The organism is Halalkalicoccus jeotgali B3 (genome assembly GCF_000196895.1).
GTDB classification, from domain to species: Archaea; Halobacteriota; Halobacteria; order Halobacteriales; family Halalkalicoccaceae; genus Halalkalicoccus; species Halalkalicoccus jeotgali.
This window is the reverse complement of sequence record NC_014299.1, coordinates 331,644-348,742: the sequence shown is the minus strand read 5'-3', so window position 1 is coordinate 348,742 and position 17,099 is coordinate 331,644. Positions and strand designations below refer to the sequence as shown.

Annotated in this window: 12 protein-coding genes; 5 read left to right on the top strand and 7 right to left on the bottom strand. The window is 56.0% G+C overall.

Features of this window, described 5'->3' with window-relative positions; translation table 11 throughout:
- Nucleotides 1-1,244: 1,244 nt before the first annotated feature.
- Entirely contained in the window at nt 1,245-1,853 is a 609-nt protein-coding gene (locus HACJB3_RS17995; protein ID WP_008413648.1) for a hypothetical protein, read from the top strand.
- An 11-nt stretch (nt 1,854-1,864) separates the two neighbouring features.
- On the opposite strand, the gene HACJB3_RS17990 is transcribed toward HACJB3_RS17995, so the two are convergent.
- The 5 genes from HACJB3_RS17990 to HACJB3_RS17970 all read right to left on the bottom strand — a co-directional run bounded on the left by HACJB3_RS17990 (nt 1,865) and on the right by HACJB3_RS17970 (nt 11,954).
- Entirely contained in the window at nt 1,865-4,663 is a 2,799-nt protein-coding gene (locus HACJB3_RS17990; protein ID WP_049934780.1) for a type IV secretory system conjugative DNA transfer family protein, read from the bottom strand.
- Between the two features lie 197 nt (nt 4,664-4,860).
- Nucleotides 4,861-6,237: a hypothetical protein gene (locus HACJB3_RS17985; RefSeq protein ID WP_049934778.1), complete on the bottom strand. Its 1,377-nt coding sequence runs from the start codon at nt 6,235-6,237 to the stop codon at nt 4,861-4,863.
- Nucleotides 6,237-9,515: a VirB4 family type IV secretion system protein gene (locus HACJB3_RS17980; protein WP_013199694.1), complete on the bottom strand. Its 3,279-nt coding sequence runs from the start codon at nt 9,513-9,515 to the stop codon at nt 6,237-6,239. The genes HACJB3_RS17985 and HACJB3_RS17980 overlap by 1 nt, the downstream gene beginning before the upstream one ends.
- A 302-nt stretch (nt 9,516-9,817) precedes the next feature.
- Entirely contained in the window at nt 9,818-11,449 is a 1,632-nt protein-coding gene (locus HACJB3_RS17975) for a hypothetical protein (RefSeq protein ID WP_008413652.1), read from the bottom strand.
- Between the two features lie 46 nt (nt 11,450-11,495).
- Nucleotides 11,496-11,954: a hypothetical protein gene (locus HACJB3_RS17970; RefSeq protein ID WP_238532939.1), complete on the bottom strand. Its 459-nt coding sequence runs from the start codon at nt 11,952-11,954 to the stop codon at nt 11,496-11,498.
- A 201-nt stretch (nt 11,955-12,155) separates the two neighbouring features.
- On the opposite strand from HACJB3_RS17970, the gene HACJB3_RS17965 reads away from it, so the two are divergent.
- From HACJB3_RS17965 to HACJB3_RS17955, 3 genes are all read left to right on the top strand, one after another.
- Nucleotides 12,156-12,380 carry a hypothetical protein gene (locus HACJB3_RS17965; RefSeq protein WP_008413656.1) on the top strand — a complete coding sequence of 75 codons (225 nt, stop codon included), beginning with the start codon at nt 12,156-12,158 and terminating at the stop codon, nt 12,378-12,380.
- A gap of 90 nt (nt 12,381-12,470) precedes the next feature.
- Nucleotides 12,471-12,713, top strand: a complete 243-nt coding sequence (locus HACJB3_RS17960) for a hypothetical protein (protein ID WP_013199693.1) — start codon at nt 12,471-12,473, stop codon at nt 12,711-12,713.
- A 90-nt stretch (nt 12,714-12,803) separates the two neighbouring features.
- Complete coding sequence (locus HACJB3_RS17955) at nt 12,804-13,382, top strand: FxLYD domain-containing protein (RefSeq protein WP_238532938.1); 579 nt, start codon at nt 12,804-12,806, stop codon at nt 13,380-13,382.
- Here the strand turns inward: HACJB3_RS17955 and HACJB3_RS17950 are convergent.
- On the bottom strand, nt 13,372-14,598 hold the full coding sequence (locus HACJB3_RS17950) for a twin-arginine translocation signal domain-containing protein (protein ID WP_158306600.1): 1,227 nt from the start codon (nt 14,596-14,598) through the stop codon (nt 13,372-13,374). The two genes, HACJB3_RS17955 and HACJB3_RS17950, sit on opposite strands and share 11 nt — an antisense overlap.
- Nucleotides 14,599-15,266: 668 nt before the next feature.
- Between HACJB3_RS17950 and ddh the strand changes: the two genes are divergently transcribed.
- Complete coding sequence (ddh, locus tag HACJB3_RS17940) at nt 15,267-16,202, top strand: D-2-hydroxyacid dehydrogenase (RefSeq protein WP_008413665.1); 936 nt, start codon at nt 15,267-15,269, stop codon at nt 16,200-16,202.
- Nucleotides 16,203-16,496: 294 nt separating this feature from the next.
- Here ddh and HACJB3_RS17935 read toward each other — a convergent pair whose 3' ends face one another.
- Complete coding sequence (locus tag HACJB3_RS17935) at nt 16,497-17,087, bottom strand: protoglobin domain-containing protein (RefSeq protein ID WP_008413666.1); 591 nt, start codon at nt 17,085-17,087, stop codon at nt 16,497-16,499.
- Nucleotides 17,088-17,099 lie beyond the last annotated feature (12 nt).

Below are 17,099 nucleotides of genomic sequence, written 5' to 3'. Positions count from 1 at the left end.
CAACAGCGACCACTGAAAATACCATTAGGGTCTGAGCACCGCTACCGTCGTTCCCACACAGCTCAACTGGGGAGTCAGGGGGCTACTGCCTACTGGGAGTCCCACGTCATAGATTGATTCGCACTACTATCTCTACCAGATCCTGGAAGTACTGCCACTCGCATCGGTTTTCTCGGTGAGGGGCACTAGCCCGCCTTGGGAGTCGGATAGCTGTCCTGTGGTGGTATCTTGCTTCTATTGGTGATATCATTCAGTCTCGTCCTGGCACTGCGGAGACGACGGGTGCTTCGGCACTGCCTTCTTCTGTGTAGTTTAGCTGGCTGTGGCATCGTCGATCCGGCTAGTGGTGTTTCGACTGTCACTGACGCGGCTGTCTGTCGATGATTGCTTGTGCCTTATTTCGCTAATGAGGTACCCCTCTTTGAAGACGGATGGATACCCAGGCAATGCTGAAATCTATTTGGAGATTTTGCCTCGAGGCACCTCCACTGTTTTCCAGTCTCATTCGTGGGGACCCCCCACTTGCTTCGCTCTTATTGGACCCCTGTCAGTGCACGCTCACCTACTAAGCAATGCGGAGCTCGTGGTGCCTCTCTGTCGTCTATTCTATAGTCTTCTGTACCAGCGGGAGTACCGACTATCCGGAGTACTGGACTCAGCTTGCTACTGTTCTGTTTGACACAGCGCTTCCGATGAACAGATCTCTCTTCCGATAGTTTTTGAGACGCGCGGCTATCGAGGTGAAGATACCTTGGTTTCGTGCTGATCGACTCCTCATTGCTGCTGTATCGCCTTCCATGTCATCGGTGCTGAATCGACTCTCTTTCATCGCCTTTTCAGAGCCATTTATCTTTTCTCGGATCGAGTAGGTGTCTTCTTTTGTTGTCTAGTTCAGTGCTGTGAGAGCTACTCTTGTTTCGGTGAGTTCATTCTTGGGACTCCCCTTATTTGAGTTTGGTTTGACTCCCGGCCTTTCTGTCTCGATGTGGACTCCCAGTGGTCTCTCTTCGCTGGTTCATTTAAGCTTCCTGAGGGTTTGTTAGCTCGCTTGTGCACCAGCCCCTGGAGGTATCCTCTTTTTCGACCTACTGGGTACCTATACTACTATAGAGAGACGCGCTATTATTTCACCCTCGAAACCCCTCGACTGCCCCCTCAAATTTCACTCTCGAAATTAGAGCCTGTTTTGCCGAGGCCATTTTTCGAGGCAGTTAATTTATTACTCAGGAACTAGATGGTTCTCTATGAGCGCTACTGACCGTGATCTCGATTGGCAATCCCAAGAGATTATTCGGACGCTCTTCGAGCACGAGCAGACCCTGACCAGTACACAAGTAAGAGAGACGACGCCCATCGACGACAACCGCAAAATTTTGTATCGGATTGAAAATAAATTGGCCCCCGCTGACCTCGTGACTGTTGCACAGCCAGCTACTGATGATGCCTCAGTCGCCCCCAAGGAAATCACGCTGACAGACGCGGGCCAGGAGCTCGGACAGCAGATTCTTGAGGCCCGTGATGAGGACTTCACAGTCGAAGATATCCCGGCTCAGCTAGAACAACTCACTGCGACTGTTGAGTCGCTCGATAGCCGCCTCTCCGAGGTCGAAGCACAACTCGAGGGGGGCAGTACGACAGACAATGCTGACCGGAGTGAATCGATCGGCGAGATCGGCGCCGCTGTCGCTGCCTTCGAGAACGAGTCATTCGGCGCCTGGGATGAGGGGGAACGAGAGGAATATGAATTGATTCGGGCGGGGATGCTCGCCCTACGCGATATTGTTATGGACGAGCTCGAGTACTCAGCGGACGAAGTCGAAGAACTCGTCGAACAGCATCATCGGGAGTCGTAGCAACCCATTTCCTATAACGAGGAGAACCCTCCCTCTCTATCGGACGTGGTGGCTTCTTCGTGGCTCTCGTCAGAAGGAGAGGCCTCCTGCTGTTCCGATTCAGACTGTGGGACGTCGACTGACGAGTTCGGTGTACTCCACGATCGATCTCTTGTTAGCAGTGGCTTGATCTCACCACGCTCACAGACCATCGGCTTATCATATTTCTCGTTATCTTCGTCGGGGAAGACGACAAAGCAGAAGTCATCGGGAGTTGGCTGCCGCTCGAATTCGAGTTCCGGGATGAACGGGGCACGGACCACCATCCAGTCGGCAGTCATCTCCTCGTTCGAGCCGTAAGTGAACTTCTCGCCGTGTGACCGGACGATATAGTCACCCGTGTCCTCATCTGTGGTGTAGTAGGCGGGAACAGTAGAGCGCTCTGGATTAGCAACCATCTCGGGATTCTCGAAGCGAGTGTACTCTCTGCCATTTGAGCCGCCCATCACGATCTCCTCGCCATCTTCGCGCCATACTACGTCCTCGTTGTCACGCTTTCGCACTGCATAGACGTCCTCTTCGAGTTCCAGCGTCGCACCCTTGTTGTAGAACGTCCGGTTGCCTTGCTTGTCGATGTCTGCTGCAAAGGTGAGCTGATCGTAATCGATTGTCCGGTTCGCGCCTCTTCCGGTCGTATCGTAGATGATCCCTTCGCCTCGTCGAGGCCAGTAATCGAACTGCTCGTGATTTGCCGTCCCGTCTTTGCAGGCGAACACGCAGAGTTTGTGCTCATCGATCGCTTTCCGCAGGTTCGTGAGCGTCTGCATCGGCTTTTTCAGGGTTGAGGTTTCGGCCTCGATGCTGATGTTCAATCCATCGGTAAGCTCGTATAGACGAGGATACTCTTCTTGCAGTTGTTTCTCGCGCTGATGCATCTCACGTGGATCCTGTGCAGTCATCGGATCAATCGGGAGGTCTGCGATTCCATCCGGATCTTCCGCTCCTTCCTGTGTGGGAAGTTCGACGTAGGCACCCAACTTCGTGAACGCTCGGTAGGCTTCGGTAAGCACCCAGCGGTGTTCGTCGCCGCCACCACTGGCACTGCTGCCCGTATCCTGCTGTAATCCCGCATACTCCCGACCTTCAGGAGTGACGCGGATTACTGACGTTCCATTGCGACGCTTGCGTTCGAGATACTCGTCGGGGGCTTGTTCGATGACGTTCGAGACTTCCGAGGAGAAGCCGAGCTCACCAACGCGGCGGCGCCATTCGTCTTTGACAGCCGCACTCTCGACGAACGCTCCAATCGCATCACGCTTGATCTGGACCGTGTAGATTGCTTCGTACAGCGCCTGTTCGGCCGGATCGCTTGTGATATCGGCTTGTTTTTCGGTAGCCGCATGAGCGGCCGATTCGCCAGCTGAGTTTGCTGATATAGCTCCGCCAGCATCAAAGTGCATCTCCTCGAGAATCTCCTCGCCGCTCTGGACCGGTGAACCGTAGTTCTCAAGCGAGGTCACGATCAACTCGTATGCTTCTTCGATCGTGTGGCGTGGCGGATAGGGTGGGATCAGTTTCGCTAGGAACGGATCATCCTCACTATTGAGCTGCGTCTGGGCGTGGTAGTCGGGCGTTCGCTGGAGATCCTCAGTATCCATGCCACCGAATCGGTTCGCGATTTCGCGCGCCTCTTCGGGATGATTCGGCGTGAGTGAGAGGATCGTGTTGCAATTAGAGATAATTGCGTCCGCCGCATCGTCCGGGAGCGACCTGAGGACCTGCGTCGAGAGCATCAACCCAAGTTTCTTCGAACGGGCTTCCATGAGCATCGTCTCGATCTCGTCGCCATCGGTCAGCACTGAGTGACACTCATCGATCGCGAGGAAGAAGGGCGCATACTCGCTGCCGACGTCGTCCATGCCAGCCAGTTCCATCATCTGCTGTTCGGAGGGATCCTTCCGAGAGGTAACAGCGGTCCAGATCCCACTCACAACCGCATTAGCAGTCATGATCTTCGCTTCCTTTGGGAGGTCGTTATTGACGATGAGGATCTTCTGTTCGTTGACGATTTGGCCAAGAGTGACCTCGGCACCCCGCATCGCGATGATCTTCCGCGTGATCGGATTCTCGACCCAGTCTTTCAGTCGTCCCAACAGTGGGTCAAGCTCGTCGTCACTGAGTTCCTCGGCGATCCGGCGGGTGAACCCCTCGAGGAACATGATGTCATCGTCATCGATCGAATCGCCGATTAGGTCCGCGTACTGCTGGCGATTTTCCTCTTCGAGCAAGGCGTAGTAGATCTCGATGATCGTGAACTCCTCTTCATGGCGGGCCATTCCCCGAATCATGTTTTTCGCGATGCGATCCATCCGTGGGCCCCAGTACTCTCCCGCCGCGAGCAACTCGATCAGGTCAGCGACGATCCACTCGATCTCCTCGTCGAAGCCAGGTTCGTCAGGCTCGTGGTAGGTGTCGAGGATATTGAATCCGATCTGGTAGGGAACGTCCTCTCCTGTTTCCTCATCTTCCAGTGAGTAGTAGTCCGCGCCGAGGTCGACGTAGACGACGTCGTCCCAGCGCCATTTCGGGACCCGTCGTAGGAGATCATAGATATCGTCACCCTTTGGATCGACGATCGCGACGCCATGGCCGCCCCTCATCAGCTGGGTCACGCTGTTGTAGATGGCGGTTGTTTTCCCTGTCCCCGTGCTGCCAAGGTAGGCGATATGGCGGAAGGTCCGGGAGAACTCGACGCCGAATTCCCGACCGGTGCGCTCGGAACACCCGACCCAGACGGGTTGGGATGGTTCGTACTGAGCGTTCTCAACCATTGCTCTGGGCCACTCACCAGCGTAGGTTTCGAGCTCCCCGGAGACGGGAGCAATACGCTCGATTGCCCATTCTTTGCCGTTGATGATCGTGGGCCTTGTAGGGTCGTAGTCCTGTTCGCTTGATTGGGGAGTATTGGATTCAGTATCGTTTTCATTCGTTTCGGTACTGTCGCTGGTGGATCGATTGAAAAGTCCCATTAGTGTACTACCTCCGTCGTGTCCGCCTGCTCGCTTTCTGATTGATCGCCCTGTTCGTGCGTGTGCTCCTGATCGCGTTCAGTCGCTGCTTCGATCTCCTGATCACTCGGCTGGGCTCGCTCAATTCCGTATGGCCTGTCTTGAGTCCTTGTGGCTGATCGTTGTGGCGTATCCCACCCGACGTCTTCATTCATCCACTCAGTGAATCGGGCTGAGTCGGCCGGTACATCTCCAGCATTCGAGGTCCGAGTCCAACTGACGTTCTGGGTATTGATCGATTCGTTCGGGACATGGACTACGCCTGCCGCGGTTCGAACACCCATCGTCATGCCGTGGTCAACGTACTCGCGGCGCATCGCCAGTTGGACAAGCTGCAAGAGATCCTCGCCGCTCATCGGGACACAATCGAATCCCTGCTGAGTGTCCGAATCGTAGTACCCCTCGAACATATCGGCCGTCTCATCGACGCGGCTGATCGCCGTCTCTGAGTCCTGACCGACCGCGACAATTCGAATATCCACCTCGTAGCCCTTCTGGCCGGCTTGGCGGCGAACGGCATCAGCGGCCGCTGTCGTCTTCTTGTTCGTCCCGCGCTTCTGCGTGCGAACCTCCGAGAGATCCAATCCTTCCTTTGTGAACATCCCCCGGACGATATCCTTCGTATCGGCCGGCTGGACGTTCTCTTCTAAGTCGTCGGCGACGTCGTGGATCGAGGGTTCCAACACGCCACCCTTGTACCAATCGCTGGGTGCCGGGCGAAAAATGACCTGCGTCGCGACGTTCGTGACCGTCTCGGCCTCGCGTTCGCCGACCATCTCGCTCGTGATCGAACCGTAGGGATCGTTCTCGAAGCCCTCAACGTCGATATGCTTGATCGGATAGTAGCGTTCCTTCTTGCCTTGGAGTTTTAGCTCAAGGCGAGCGGCGGCCAGATGCCAGTCCTCGCGGAATGGGAGAAGCTCGGGCTCGGGTAGTTCGTCGACTTCGATGTGGCTGTCGGGGTAGAACGTTTCGAGCTGCCGGACCAGCCGGTTCTGGTATTTCTCGCCGCTCATCACCCACTGGAAGCCGATCTGCTCGTTGATGTTGCGGATCTCGAAAGCGTGGGCTGGGCGCGAGTCAGTGCTGGTTCCAGTCCGCATCGGGTGAACCGACGTTAGCAAGTCGACGGCTTTCGGAATCCCACCACCTTCCTTGTGAGGGAGGACGTGAACTGCACGACGTTCGGCGCGGGCGTCCTCAAGCTCGCCGATTACGTCGTCGGTCAACTGCAGCGTGTCGTAGGCATTTGAGCCGCCGTCGCGAAGGGCCGGGACTTTCCGGGCGACCGACCGGCGGATTTCATCGCGGATCAGCGCCGAGGCGATTCGACCCATCAGTCGTCCCCCGTGGCGCTATTGATGCGCTGTAGCCCCTGGTTCTGCTCGACAGCGTCTCCAGACGTGTTCGTGCCTGTTGCTGTGATTGCCGTATCGGTAACGACCTCGCCGTCTGCCGTCGGGGCGAACCGCCACTCGCAGATGTCGTCGTGCTCGAGGAGATACGAGTAGAAGTCTTCGCCATGTTCCGAGGGGTCGAACTCCGTAACGACGGCTTCGCGAGGATTTTCCTCGAAGTCCATCTTGACTTTCAACGGGTAGGTACCTTTGTCCGAAACCCGGAGTAATGCCGTCGAATACCCGAGTTCACGATTGCCCGGCTCCGCATTTCGAATGAATCTGGCTTCGTCTGAAGTGAGTCCAATTTCCTCGGCCCATTCGTCGCTCATATCCTCCTGATGGAAGATCTGGGTTGGCATGTTCTCGAAGAGCACCTGCGCGTTGTCCGTGAGATGCGTGTTGCCATCGGCGTCCTCGCCGAAGAAGTCCTTGAACGACTGAGTTGCCACACCGAGTGAGAGGTCCCAGTGACGCCCATGGCGGAACTTCTGGTTGAGCGATTTTTGGGCGAGTGAGTCCCGCAGCATGTAGTGGAACTCGTCCATGAAGATGACCGACGGAATGTCGATCGTCTTGACCATCTCGTAGAACAGATCGTAGACGACCTGCATGGTGAGTCCAATCGATGTACTGGCTTCCTGTTGCTGCATATCGACGTAGAAGAACGTCGAATCCTCGAGATCGATGTTGGTTTGCTTGGTGAAGTGCTCGTACTCTCCGCCGGGGAGAAACGGCTGGATGTCATTGTTGACGATATCGACCGCTGTCTTCTCGCGCTCGTCGACCTTCCGCTCGGAAGGTTCTTGACCGGGCTTTGAGCGAACCCACTCTTCGGGATTTTCGGTCATCTCGTCGATGATCTCAATCGCGTCCATCGGTGTCGGACAATCACCCGAATAGCCCTGCTCGCAACGATAGTCTGCCGAGTGAGTCGTTGGGTCGTCTTCGATGCCATAGCGTTCGGCAGCCTCTCGAATCGCCATACGCCAGATGCCCTTCTTCTCGGCGAAGTCTAGGCCCTCGTCAGCGTAGTACATCTCGACGAAGTCCATGCAACCTTCCAGCCAGTGCTTGTAGGGTGCGCCCTTGCCGATGGTCGCGAGTTTCTCTTCCGGCGTTGCCTCAATATGGAACGGGTTGATGCCCGTATCTCCACCGACGACAAGGCGCTCGCCGTCGTGGACGGTCGCGAGGTTGGCGTACTCCTGAAGCGGATCGATGATGATCGTCATCAGGTCGTCGCGATAGACCGTGTTCAGCCGACCAAGAATCTCTGTGGCGGTCGTCGTCTTGCCGCCGCCTTTCTTCGTGAAAATCCCGAAGTCGAAGCCAGTCTTGCGGTTCCAGAGGTCCAAGTAGAGTGGCTCGTTCGTGTGCATGTTAATCCCGAATTCCACGCCGTTCGGTTCGTGAAGATTCCGAGAGGTCCACGGGAACTCACGAGCAACGCCATCGGCGAACATCATGATCGGCTCCTCGAGCTTGTCGTCGCATGCGGGCGCGACCGACTGCCAGCCTTCGAAGTGATGGGCCGTTTCTTGGCGCGCTTCGGCGCCTTCGTCGTTCATCATCGAGTTGATGTGGTCGATGGTTCGACCGAGTGCTTCCGGGTCGTCGCTCCGGAGTTCGATATGGGTGTTCGTCTCGAAGAGGTCGTATTCGGAGTCCTGATTCGCTGCGACCATCTCTTGGGCCTCGTCGTGCTGCTTGCGATAGGTCTGCAAGAACATCGGCAGACGCGAGTCCTCGGCTTTCTCCTTTTTGTCCTTCAGCTGGTCTTCGGTGTCCGAGAGTTCGATCTCAGCACGTTGCTGGTCGATCGGGTTGATGTGGGTCGCGACGTTGACGGCGACGCCGGGCTCGTGCTCGCGAAGGATCGGTTCGAGGATCCCCATCTTGGGGACGGCGGGCCACTCTCGGATCGAGAGTGTCTTGCTGTAGACGGCGTTATCGATCGTGATCCAGTTCTCGTTGCCTCGGTAGATACTGTCCTTTGGCCCGACGACCGTCTGATAGTGATCGACCAGCTGCTCTTTCGTGAGGATGACGTCGGCGACAGGGTTGTCGTTGATTTTCGCGACTCGATCAGCAAAGGAGCTCGCGGTGCTCTTCGCCGTATTGACGATGCCCTCGTCGCTGGGATCGTCGGATTGGTCACTACGACCAGGGACAGTCTGGCGATCACCGTCATCTCCCTGATCGACCATTCGGGATGTCTCGCCGGGCGTTTCGGGTCCGACAGCGCCATTGGATTTGCCAAGCGGACCGTCGGGGAGATTCTGAAGGTGGTCATGGTCGACGCCGTACATCGCCGTTCCCTCGCTTGATGTCGGCTTCGGCGAAAGGCGAACAACGTCGCCGAAGTCGGTGTTCGCGTAGGCGTTGGCCGCCTGATAGTGGTCGGCGAAAACCTGTGAGAGCTCGGTTGAGGAGAGGATCCGTGTACTGATGTCCTCGATTGTTCGGAGATCTGATTCAAGCGTTTCGAGCTTGTTCTCGAGGCGTTCGACCATCACCTGCGTGTGGTCGCCTTCCTGGCGCAGGTCACGGAGCTCCTTGTGCTTCCAAAGCCGGCCTAGCAGCGGGACGTTCGCCATCCCACCACCAGCTTCGACGTTATCCTCCGTGACGACGTCCGCCGGCTCGATTTTGACCGTGACGTAGTAATTGCGCTTGAGGGTGGTGACGTCGTATAGGTCGATCACACCTTGGCGCTCATCGGCGAGATCGGCCCCAACCAAGAGACCGAGATCCTCGCGATCGATCTCGCCATTGCGAGCCTTCCGGTAGGCCGTATCGATATCGCCGTGTTTCGCTGCGAGTTCATCGAGTAGTTCCTGCTCGCGATCGTCGTAGGTACCCATCCGATCGCCGTAATCCACCGCACGCATCTTCGAGGTGAACTGCGTCCGGGCAGTGACTGACGAGTCGATAACGTTCGCGAGGCGCTCCACACGACGTGTCCAGTGACCCTCGTCAGCGACGGCCATTGCCGCCGGACGAATCTTGATCGCGCCGATCATACCGCCGTCGGACGTTTTGATGGCCGGGGAATTGTAGAACGGGCGGGAGACCTGCACAGCATCTTGCGAGCGTTCTTCCTCGTCGACGCCGATCCCACGGACGTTTCGCACGATCGGGAGTCGAACGATGCGACCGGGAAGCGTGTCGTTCGTAGGCTGTTCCTTTTTGCTGCCGTTTCGTGCACTAAGCATAGTGTGTTGTCGAGTATGGTGAGTGAGTCGTCGCCGCAAGTGTTCGTGAACCGAGAGATGGTTCGGTGTGTGAAACGAGGCGATGATTGAGCCGACGAACATGCACACTGCAAGCCCGTAGGCCGGGCTTCGATAGCCCGGAGGGATGTACATATCCGCGGCGAACCACGTCATCGCAGCTGTGCCACCGCCGGCGTAGATCGCGACTTTCGAGACGCCGGCAATCCGTTGGCCGGTTAGTCGGTTGGGGAGAACTTTGCGTCTGTCTGCTGCTCGTTGTTGATCAGTTCCGGTGCTCATTGTCAATCAGAGTTCCGGCGAAGGCGACGGTAGCGTTCACGCCGTCGAGCGTCGATACTACCGGCATCTCGCTGACTACGAGGTGGCCCCGATCGACGAGTTGTAGTTGATCGGGAGTGAGACTGCGAGTAGCTCGTTAGCCGTGATTGGGTTAACGAACCGCCGTCAGTTGCCGTCTGGCCGCGCTGAGAGCGCGTTGTCGACTTCGTCGCTACGTCCCGTCGCCGCTGTCTTTTACCGATACTAGACCGACCGCGAGTGAATCGAGAGACGGGATTGATGTAGCCGCCACCCCGCTTCGATCGCGTTGACTTCCCGCGCGACGGAAGGACTCGCCGGGCCGTGTTCATGCCTGCCGACAGTACTGATCCCTTCGTGATGATCGCAACCAACGATCCTCCAAGGAACGACGTCTGAATCGTCAGTGGCAGGACGACCGCGAGGATGATCACCCCGATCGTTACTGCCATATTCGCGAGCGATCCCGCAGCACCCATGCCAAAGTCAAAGCCAACGTGGTACCCGATCGAGAGCAGGAGTGCTGTCGGCCAGTTCATCACGAGTAGGCCAATGTACTGCCAGAACAGTACCGAGAACGCAGCTTTCGACGTTCGGGGCCCGAAGTACATCCCAACAAGAATGATCGGGAGGATCGTCGGCATGAGAAACAAGATTGCATGGCGGATCCCGTGGATCAACGCCAACATCAGACCGACGTTCCAACTCGCGAGATAGACTCCGAGACCGACCGCCAGCGGCCCAGCGTTCAGCTTGATGTTCTCCTCGGAGAAGGGATTGTTCGGATCGCCACTGGCGAGAATCTCCTCACCCTGCGGGAGGAACCACATCGTCACGGCGTCCGAGACGTGATGGAGCAACGACGCGACGTTCCAGCTCAGCATGACCAAGGCTCCAGCGCCGAACATCGCGAGCAACACCGACCAGACACGCTGGCCGGTCATCGGCGAAAACGGCACGACAAAGAGGGTGAAGAAGATGAACCCGATGATCATGAACTGGAACGCCGGTGGCAGGATCATCTGCATATAGACCTCCTCGTAGAGGTCGCTGTAGGTGTCTCCAACGGGCTGACCGAGGATGCCGTGCCACCCGTCATTCTCGGGCGTAGGCGTCCCGAGCATGTCGTTAATCACCTCATCGACGAGGTAGACGGTCGCTCCGCGAAGGTGACCTCGGAGCCATTCGGCGAGATCCTTGGCGTTTTCTTCGGGTGAGAGACTTGGGCCGATACTACCCGTTCCACCACCGCCACCGATTTGCGGTGTGCCGCCCCCGTTCTCGGCGCTAGTTCCATTGGTGGTGTTCGTCGTGTTGTTCTCGGATTCGCTGTTGATCTCCTCGAGATTGACCTCGTCTTCGTCGACATCGATCGGGAGCTCTTCTAGGTCCTCTGCAGTGACAGTCGACTCATTGTTTTCTCCGTTGGAAGTTGCACTGTCACTCTCGTTGTCGTCGGTGAGATCACTTGCGTCGGTCTGAAGAACGATTCCGTCAGTATCGAGCGTAGCAGTCGTCTCTGAAGCAGCAGCGACAGGGCCAGCTATCGAGGTCATGGCAAGGCCCATGACGAGAACGAGTACGACGAGGCGACGCGGGTTCAGTGGGAGATCCATAGGCGATTAGTCCGGGTAGCGAATCGCGAGGTTCGATAGACTGTGGTTAGTTGAGAACGGTCGAACAACTCTGACCACCGGCGCCGGCGATCTCGAACGTCATTCCGAAGAACTGGGTGCCGACGACCAAGGCGATCGCTGCCCCGAACGACAGCAGGATCATCCCCAGCCCGATCGCGCTTTGACCGGCAAAGATGGGCGTGAGCGCCCACATCGCGACGCCGATCAGGAAGGCGAGAAACAACAGCATCGTCCCGTAGTTGATTAGCATCGTCTCGATCGAGATCAGCAATTGCCCGGCGGGATCATCGCAGAACTCTTGGGCTGCAGCGGGTGTGCTCGCGATGATGACGAGCAGACCGATGGCGGTTCCTGCCGCGAGATACGCTGTTGGAACCCGTGTTGGGTTCTGGAACACGTTCATCAGGCGTGCGATGAGTGGGTGTAGAGGTGGTTGGTCGTCTATCGACTCGTCTTCGGGAGGGGTATCGCCTGTCGATGACATGGAATTTTGAAGTTTGTGTTTCGTGTGGGAATACTCTAGTTAGGGATCGCTATTCGTCCTCGTTCACTATTGCATCAGTATTAGTTTTCTATAAGTCTAGTACAATAGCCAGCAGTGATAAATCTTTGCTAAGACTAATAGGGCCACGAACGAATGGCTCTGCAGAGCTCTGGTGTCGAACCTACACGCACTTTTGATACAATGAAATCCAAATATCAAACACACCTCGACGACGAGACGACAGTTCTCCCGGATGGTGGCCAAGCGGACGCTTCCGACGAGGACGAAATGAAATCCATTCTGATCGAAGTTCCACTTGAGCAGTACGAGGAACTCTCGGAGACGAAAGAGACGAACGGGTTTACGTGGCGCGGAATGTTGCTGCATGCCCAGCGCTGTCTCCGACGGGAACAGGAATCGGATTGATAACTCGCGATCCATTCGGTTTGTAGCCTCGTTTCTCGCTCTATCTCATCCAAAGATTAATATTAGAGTATTATTAGAACTAGGACAGTAATGGGATTTCTGAGTTCAACGAATGCCGGTGCCGCGAAAGTGATCGGGCTTGGAACGGTCGTCCTTGCTATCTTCGTCGTCGGTCAGTGGGGGCTCCTTGCAGCCTTCTTCCTGGCCACCGCTGGCGGAGTGCTGTTCTTAGGCGCGGGTGATGAACTGCCTCGATTCAGCATTCGTAATTTCGGGTTGTTCGTGTTCTACTGGCTGTTTCTCCTTCTGGGAATTGGCGTTGGGGTCGACTAACGAGACGAGAGAACGGACTCGATAGTAAACGATCCACAAACTCGAGATACAATGATCTCACGACGACACTTCGTGAAATTTCTTGGGAGTATGGGAACGGTGGCTTCTCTTTCCGGGTGTATCGAGACCCGCTGGTGGGAAGACGATGATGACGCGGATCGTCCCACCGGTGGTACTGATACTGAATCACAGGAAAACACGACTGCTGAGGATACTGCTGAGAGTGACAATACGAGCGACACCGATAGTGAGCGAAAGAACGCGAACGAGACGATCGATGAGGACAACACGGACCGCCAGCAGCATCCTGACGAGAACGCTACCCAAATCAATCGTGACGAGTACGACGAGAATTACGGCGAGTACGAGACGACTGCTCGTGATCCGAGTGATGTCGAGATAACGGCCGATGCACAGCAGGCAACCGATGGCTCGCTGCTCGTTTCCGGAACGATAACGAACGTCAGCGACCGAGCGATCGATGTCGTCGATATCGAGCTGGTCTTCTACGGGACGAACGACGCGTATCTCAGTGCGACACTCGTGACTGTCCGCGATCTCGGGCCTGCTGAGAGTCGCGAGTTCGAGACCCAACCGAACACCGGGACGATAGCGAGGGATCTCGAGCGAATCGAAGTAAATCGAACGGTCTACGACGTTACTGACTGAACGGGACATTCCACTGATTCTGTCGGGTAAAGATGTTGTGCCACCCGAACTCGTTCATCCGCTGGCGACCCGGGAAGGATGATTGGTCGATCCCAGTTTCAGCGTCAGGATGAGCACATTGGTTACCCTCAAGGTAGATCCCATCGACCGGTGCACCCCGAATCAAGACGTGCGGTGTGAAGCCGCCACGGTTGTGATTGATGTACAGATCGGGCTCATACGGCCCGGCATTCGTGCCATTGTGATGACGCTGATCGACCACCCTCGTCGGGCGAATGATCGAGTTGCGAACGAGCATCGTTCCCCCAGCACACCATTGCCACCGTAGCGCGGATTGATCGGTTGTTCCGCTTTCGTTCTCACCGATGCGGTGCATATCGATCGGGTGGCTCGATGCGTGGGGGCCGAAATCGCACTCGATCGCGAGATAACCGGCATCCGCAGTGCCGTAGCCGCAGATCGCATGACGATACGCATCGAAGGCACACCGATAGATCGTTGGTGTCCCGCGATTGATGTCAATCGGATACCCCGCAGAGGTCATCATACAATTGTGCAGTGCCGAGTAGAGAATCGACGGTGAGGCCGGTGATTCTCGACTGCCGACCATGATCCCCGTCGAAAATCCCCACAGTTCACAATTGTCGAACTGGCTACTGTCGGCTTGCATCGAGACACCACGCGCGTACCACTCACTACGCCACTGTTCGCGTTCATCACGTGTCTCGCCCGGTGCAAAGGGAATGTAGCCGGGAATGACTGGTGAGGCAGTGTAGTTCCAATGCGGGCCACGAATCGTCACGCCGGTGAGGCGACCCCCTTCCTCGAGTGTGAAGAGAGCGTTGCTCATCGCTGGTGAGCCGCGGCCTCGATCCGACGTTGCGAGGAGCGCGCCTGAGCTGTCGTCCGAACGGTCAGAGGCGATCGTTGCATGGCGGAGCGTGAAATTCCGGCCACTCAGATCGATCGCTGTATCGGATGGAATCCAGATAACGCGTCCCCCGCCGCGTGTGACTTCGGCTTCGAGATCGGCGGCTGACTCAACCACGACGTCGGCATCCTCACGGCGGACATCCTGAAACGTGGGGCCGCCTCTGAGGCCGGTTGTCGAACCACTCAAGCCGAGTAGTTGGAGACAGCCTGCGCTACTGGCCAGTATCCCGCCAGCTGCTGTTGCTGCCGTCTGCTTGAGGAACTGTCGTCGATCTAGTGACATAGAAGACGTCCCACTATTCATATTATATTAATATAAGTTCAAGTTAATAGTAGATTGGGTTCGACTACGTATTCGGACGATAGATGGGATATGAGTCGACTGGAGCCTTGTGCAACAACGCCACTTCTACAGTGTTGTTGCACAAGGTGTCGCATACTCAACGAAGAGACAAATGTGGATAGTTACGAGACGTGTGAATGGATGTGATAAGTAGCCAGCGTCTGGGTCGGCAACGGCTCGCTACCTACGGGATTGGTCTCTTAGCCGTGCTCGGCAGGTCAATGCGTGTGATTCCAGCAATTATCGCGTTGCTGACCGGCGACTCAGACGGCTCAACCATCTTCCTCATCACCGTAATCCAATTTGCCTACGATACCCGTGCATCGACGAATCTGTGATCCATCACCTCACCAATATTATTTATCCGGAAGTTGTAAATCAATTCTAAGCATTCTGGCGGAGTTGTGCCGATGGCTGAGTTGGGCCTGCTGTAACCCCGAAGTTCGAGAAACTCTATTCGATAGTCAGTGCCCAATTGAGACCGAAGACGCGTACCGATGAGTCCGGTGAGAGGCAGAATCGGAGACTGTCACAACTCTGAACTGGGTTGCAGGAACAATTCTGTTCCAGTGCGCTTCGAATCCTTAAATATCCATTCGACCGAACAAATGAGTATGGAGATTTCGAGCATCGCAGTCGATGAGTCTGTCTCGACCGTCTTTCCTCCCGAACAGTTGCGAGACGCCCTCGTGGATATCGTCGACGTGATGATCATCGACGCTGGCGTTGACTCACTTGAACCGTACGACGCTGTCGTCACGATGGCCTATCACGACAGCTACCTCGAGGGAGTCTACTGGATACACTCGATTCAGGCGGGTGTGGATCGCTTCCCCTTTGACGAGTTACGCGAGCACGAGGTGATCCTTACAAACAGCAGTGGTATCCACGGCTCGGCGGTCGGCGAGACCGTCGCGGGATACATGCTTTCGTTCGCACGTCGACTACTGCCTGCTGTGAAATCGCAGACCCAGCGAGAGTGGTCACCCCCCACATGGGATGACGCATATACGCTGGCAGACGAGCGTTGTTGTATTGTCGGATTAGGGACGCTCGGCCGGGGAATCGTGAAGCAGGCATCCGCGCTCGGACTCGACGTCATCGGCGTTCGTCGTTCAGGTGAGTCTCTCAATGGGGTTCGAACAGTTTACACACCAGATGATCTCCATACAGCGATCCGGGAATCAAAGTTTGTCGTGCTCGCAGTTCCGCTCGTCGACGAGACTCACCATCTGATGTCCACCGAGGAGTTCGCCGCAATGCGAGACGACGCGATTCTGATTAACGTCGCTCGTGGCCCTGTGGTCGACCAGGACGCGCTCGTTGATGCCCTCGAAGCTGGGATAATCGGTGGCGCTGCACTTGACGTCTTCGAGGCGGAACCGCTCCCTAAGGATTCCCCACTCTGGGATTTCGAAGAGGTTCTCATCACCCCACACTGTGCGGGGTTCACCGAGGACTACTATCGGAATGTTGCCGATCTCGTTCGAGAGAACCTCGTCCATATCGACGCTGGCGAGGAACTTATCAATAAAATTGTATAATCCGGTAACTCGCGGTCGCTCTACCATCAGTAAGTCCATACAAGTCACGAGTTCAGAACGCCTCTCATGGCTACGTGATAGATTTTTCATTCCTAAAAATATTGTAAATTTATTTGGTAATTTCACTGTTGGAGCGTTCGCTACCTTTACTGGACGCTATAAGCTCGCGACCTAGTGGCATGCGCGCTAGCAGCTCGTAAGATGGGTTTCACCAGTTCTATTTGCGCCTATTGGTGGAGAAAGAGGTGAGGGACCTCAATTAGTCACGAACTGTGTCCCTGAATGGGTGCGTCTTTACCAGTCGCCATCATGGACGTAGGGATAGCTCCAGAGCGTTACCTGCAGGACGACGGATTTGAACCACGCGTGGTACATGGCATCGACTTTATCGGAATCGTGCTCACCGTCATCGAGGAACTCTCGAATCGTCGCGGTAATCGGGTAGATAAATGCGATTACGTACCGAAGGTCGATGTTCGGCACGGCGTCGACATCGTCGGTCTGATTTTTCTTCGTCCGATGGTGCCGGCGAGCAATCTCAAATTGGTAGTCAAGCCACGCTTCGTCGTAGGGCGTATCACAGGTATCTCGAATCCATTGCCCAAACCGATCACGTACTCGGTCGAGATACTCGTCGATCGGCTCCCCGTCGGGCTGACTGAAATAATAGACTAAGAAATCGTGATCAGCGACAAAGCCATACCAAACATCGAGAATATCATCGATCTGCGACTCAAGAATATCACCAGCTTCTTGGAGATATTCCTCGTCCTCCTCAGTAAACATCACAGACTGTTTCAGCTGCTCGAATTCCTCCATACTGATCGATGCCTCCTGCACTGAGTCCTCGCCCATCGTGTAGCCGGGGATCTGGTCGTTGCTCATCTGGATTCACCG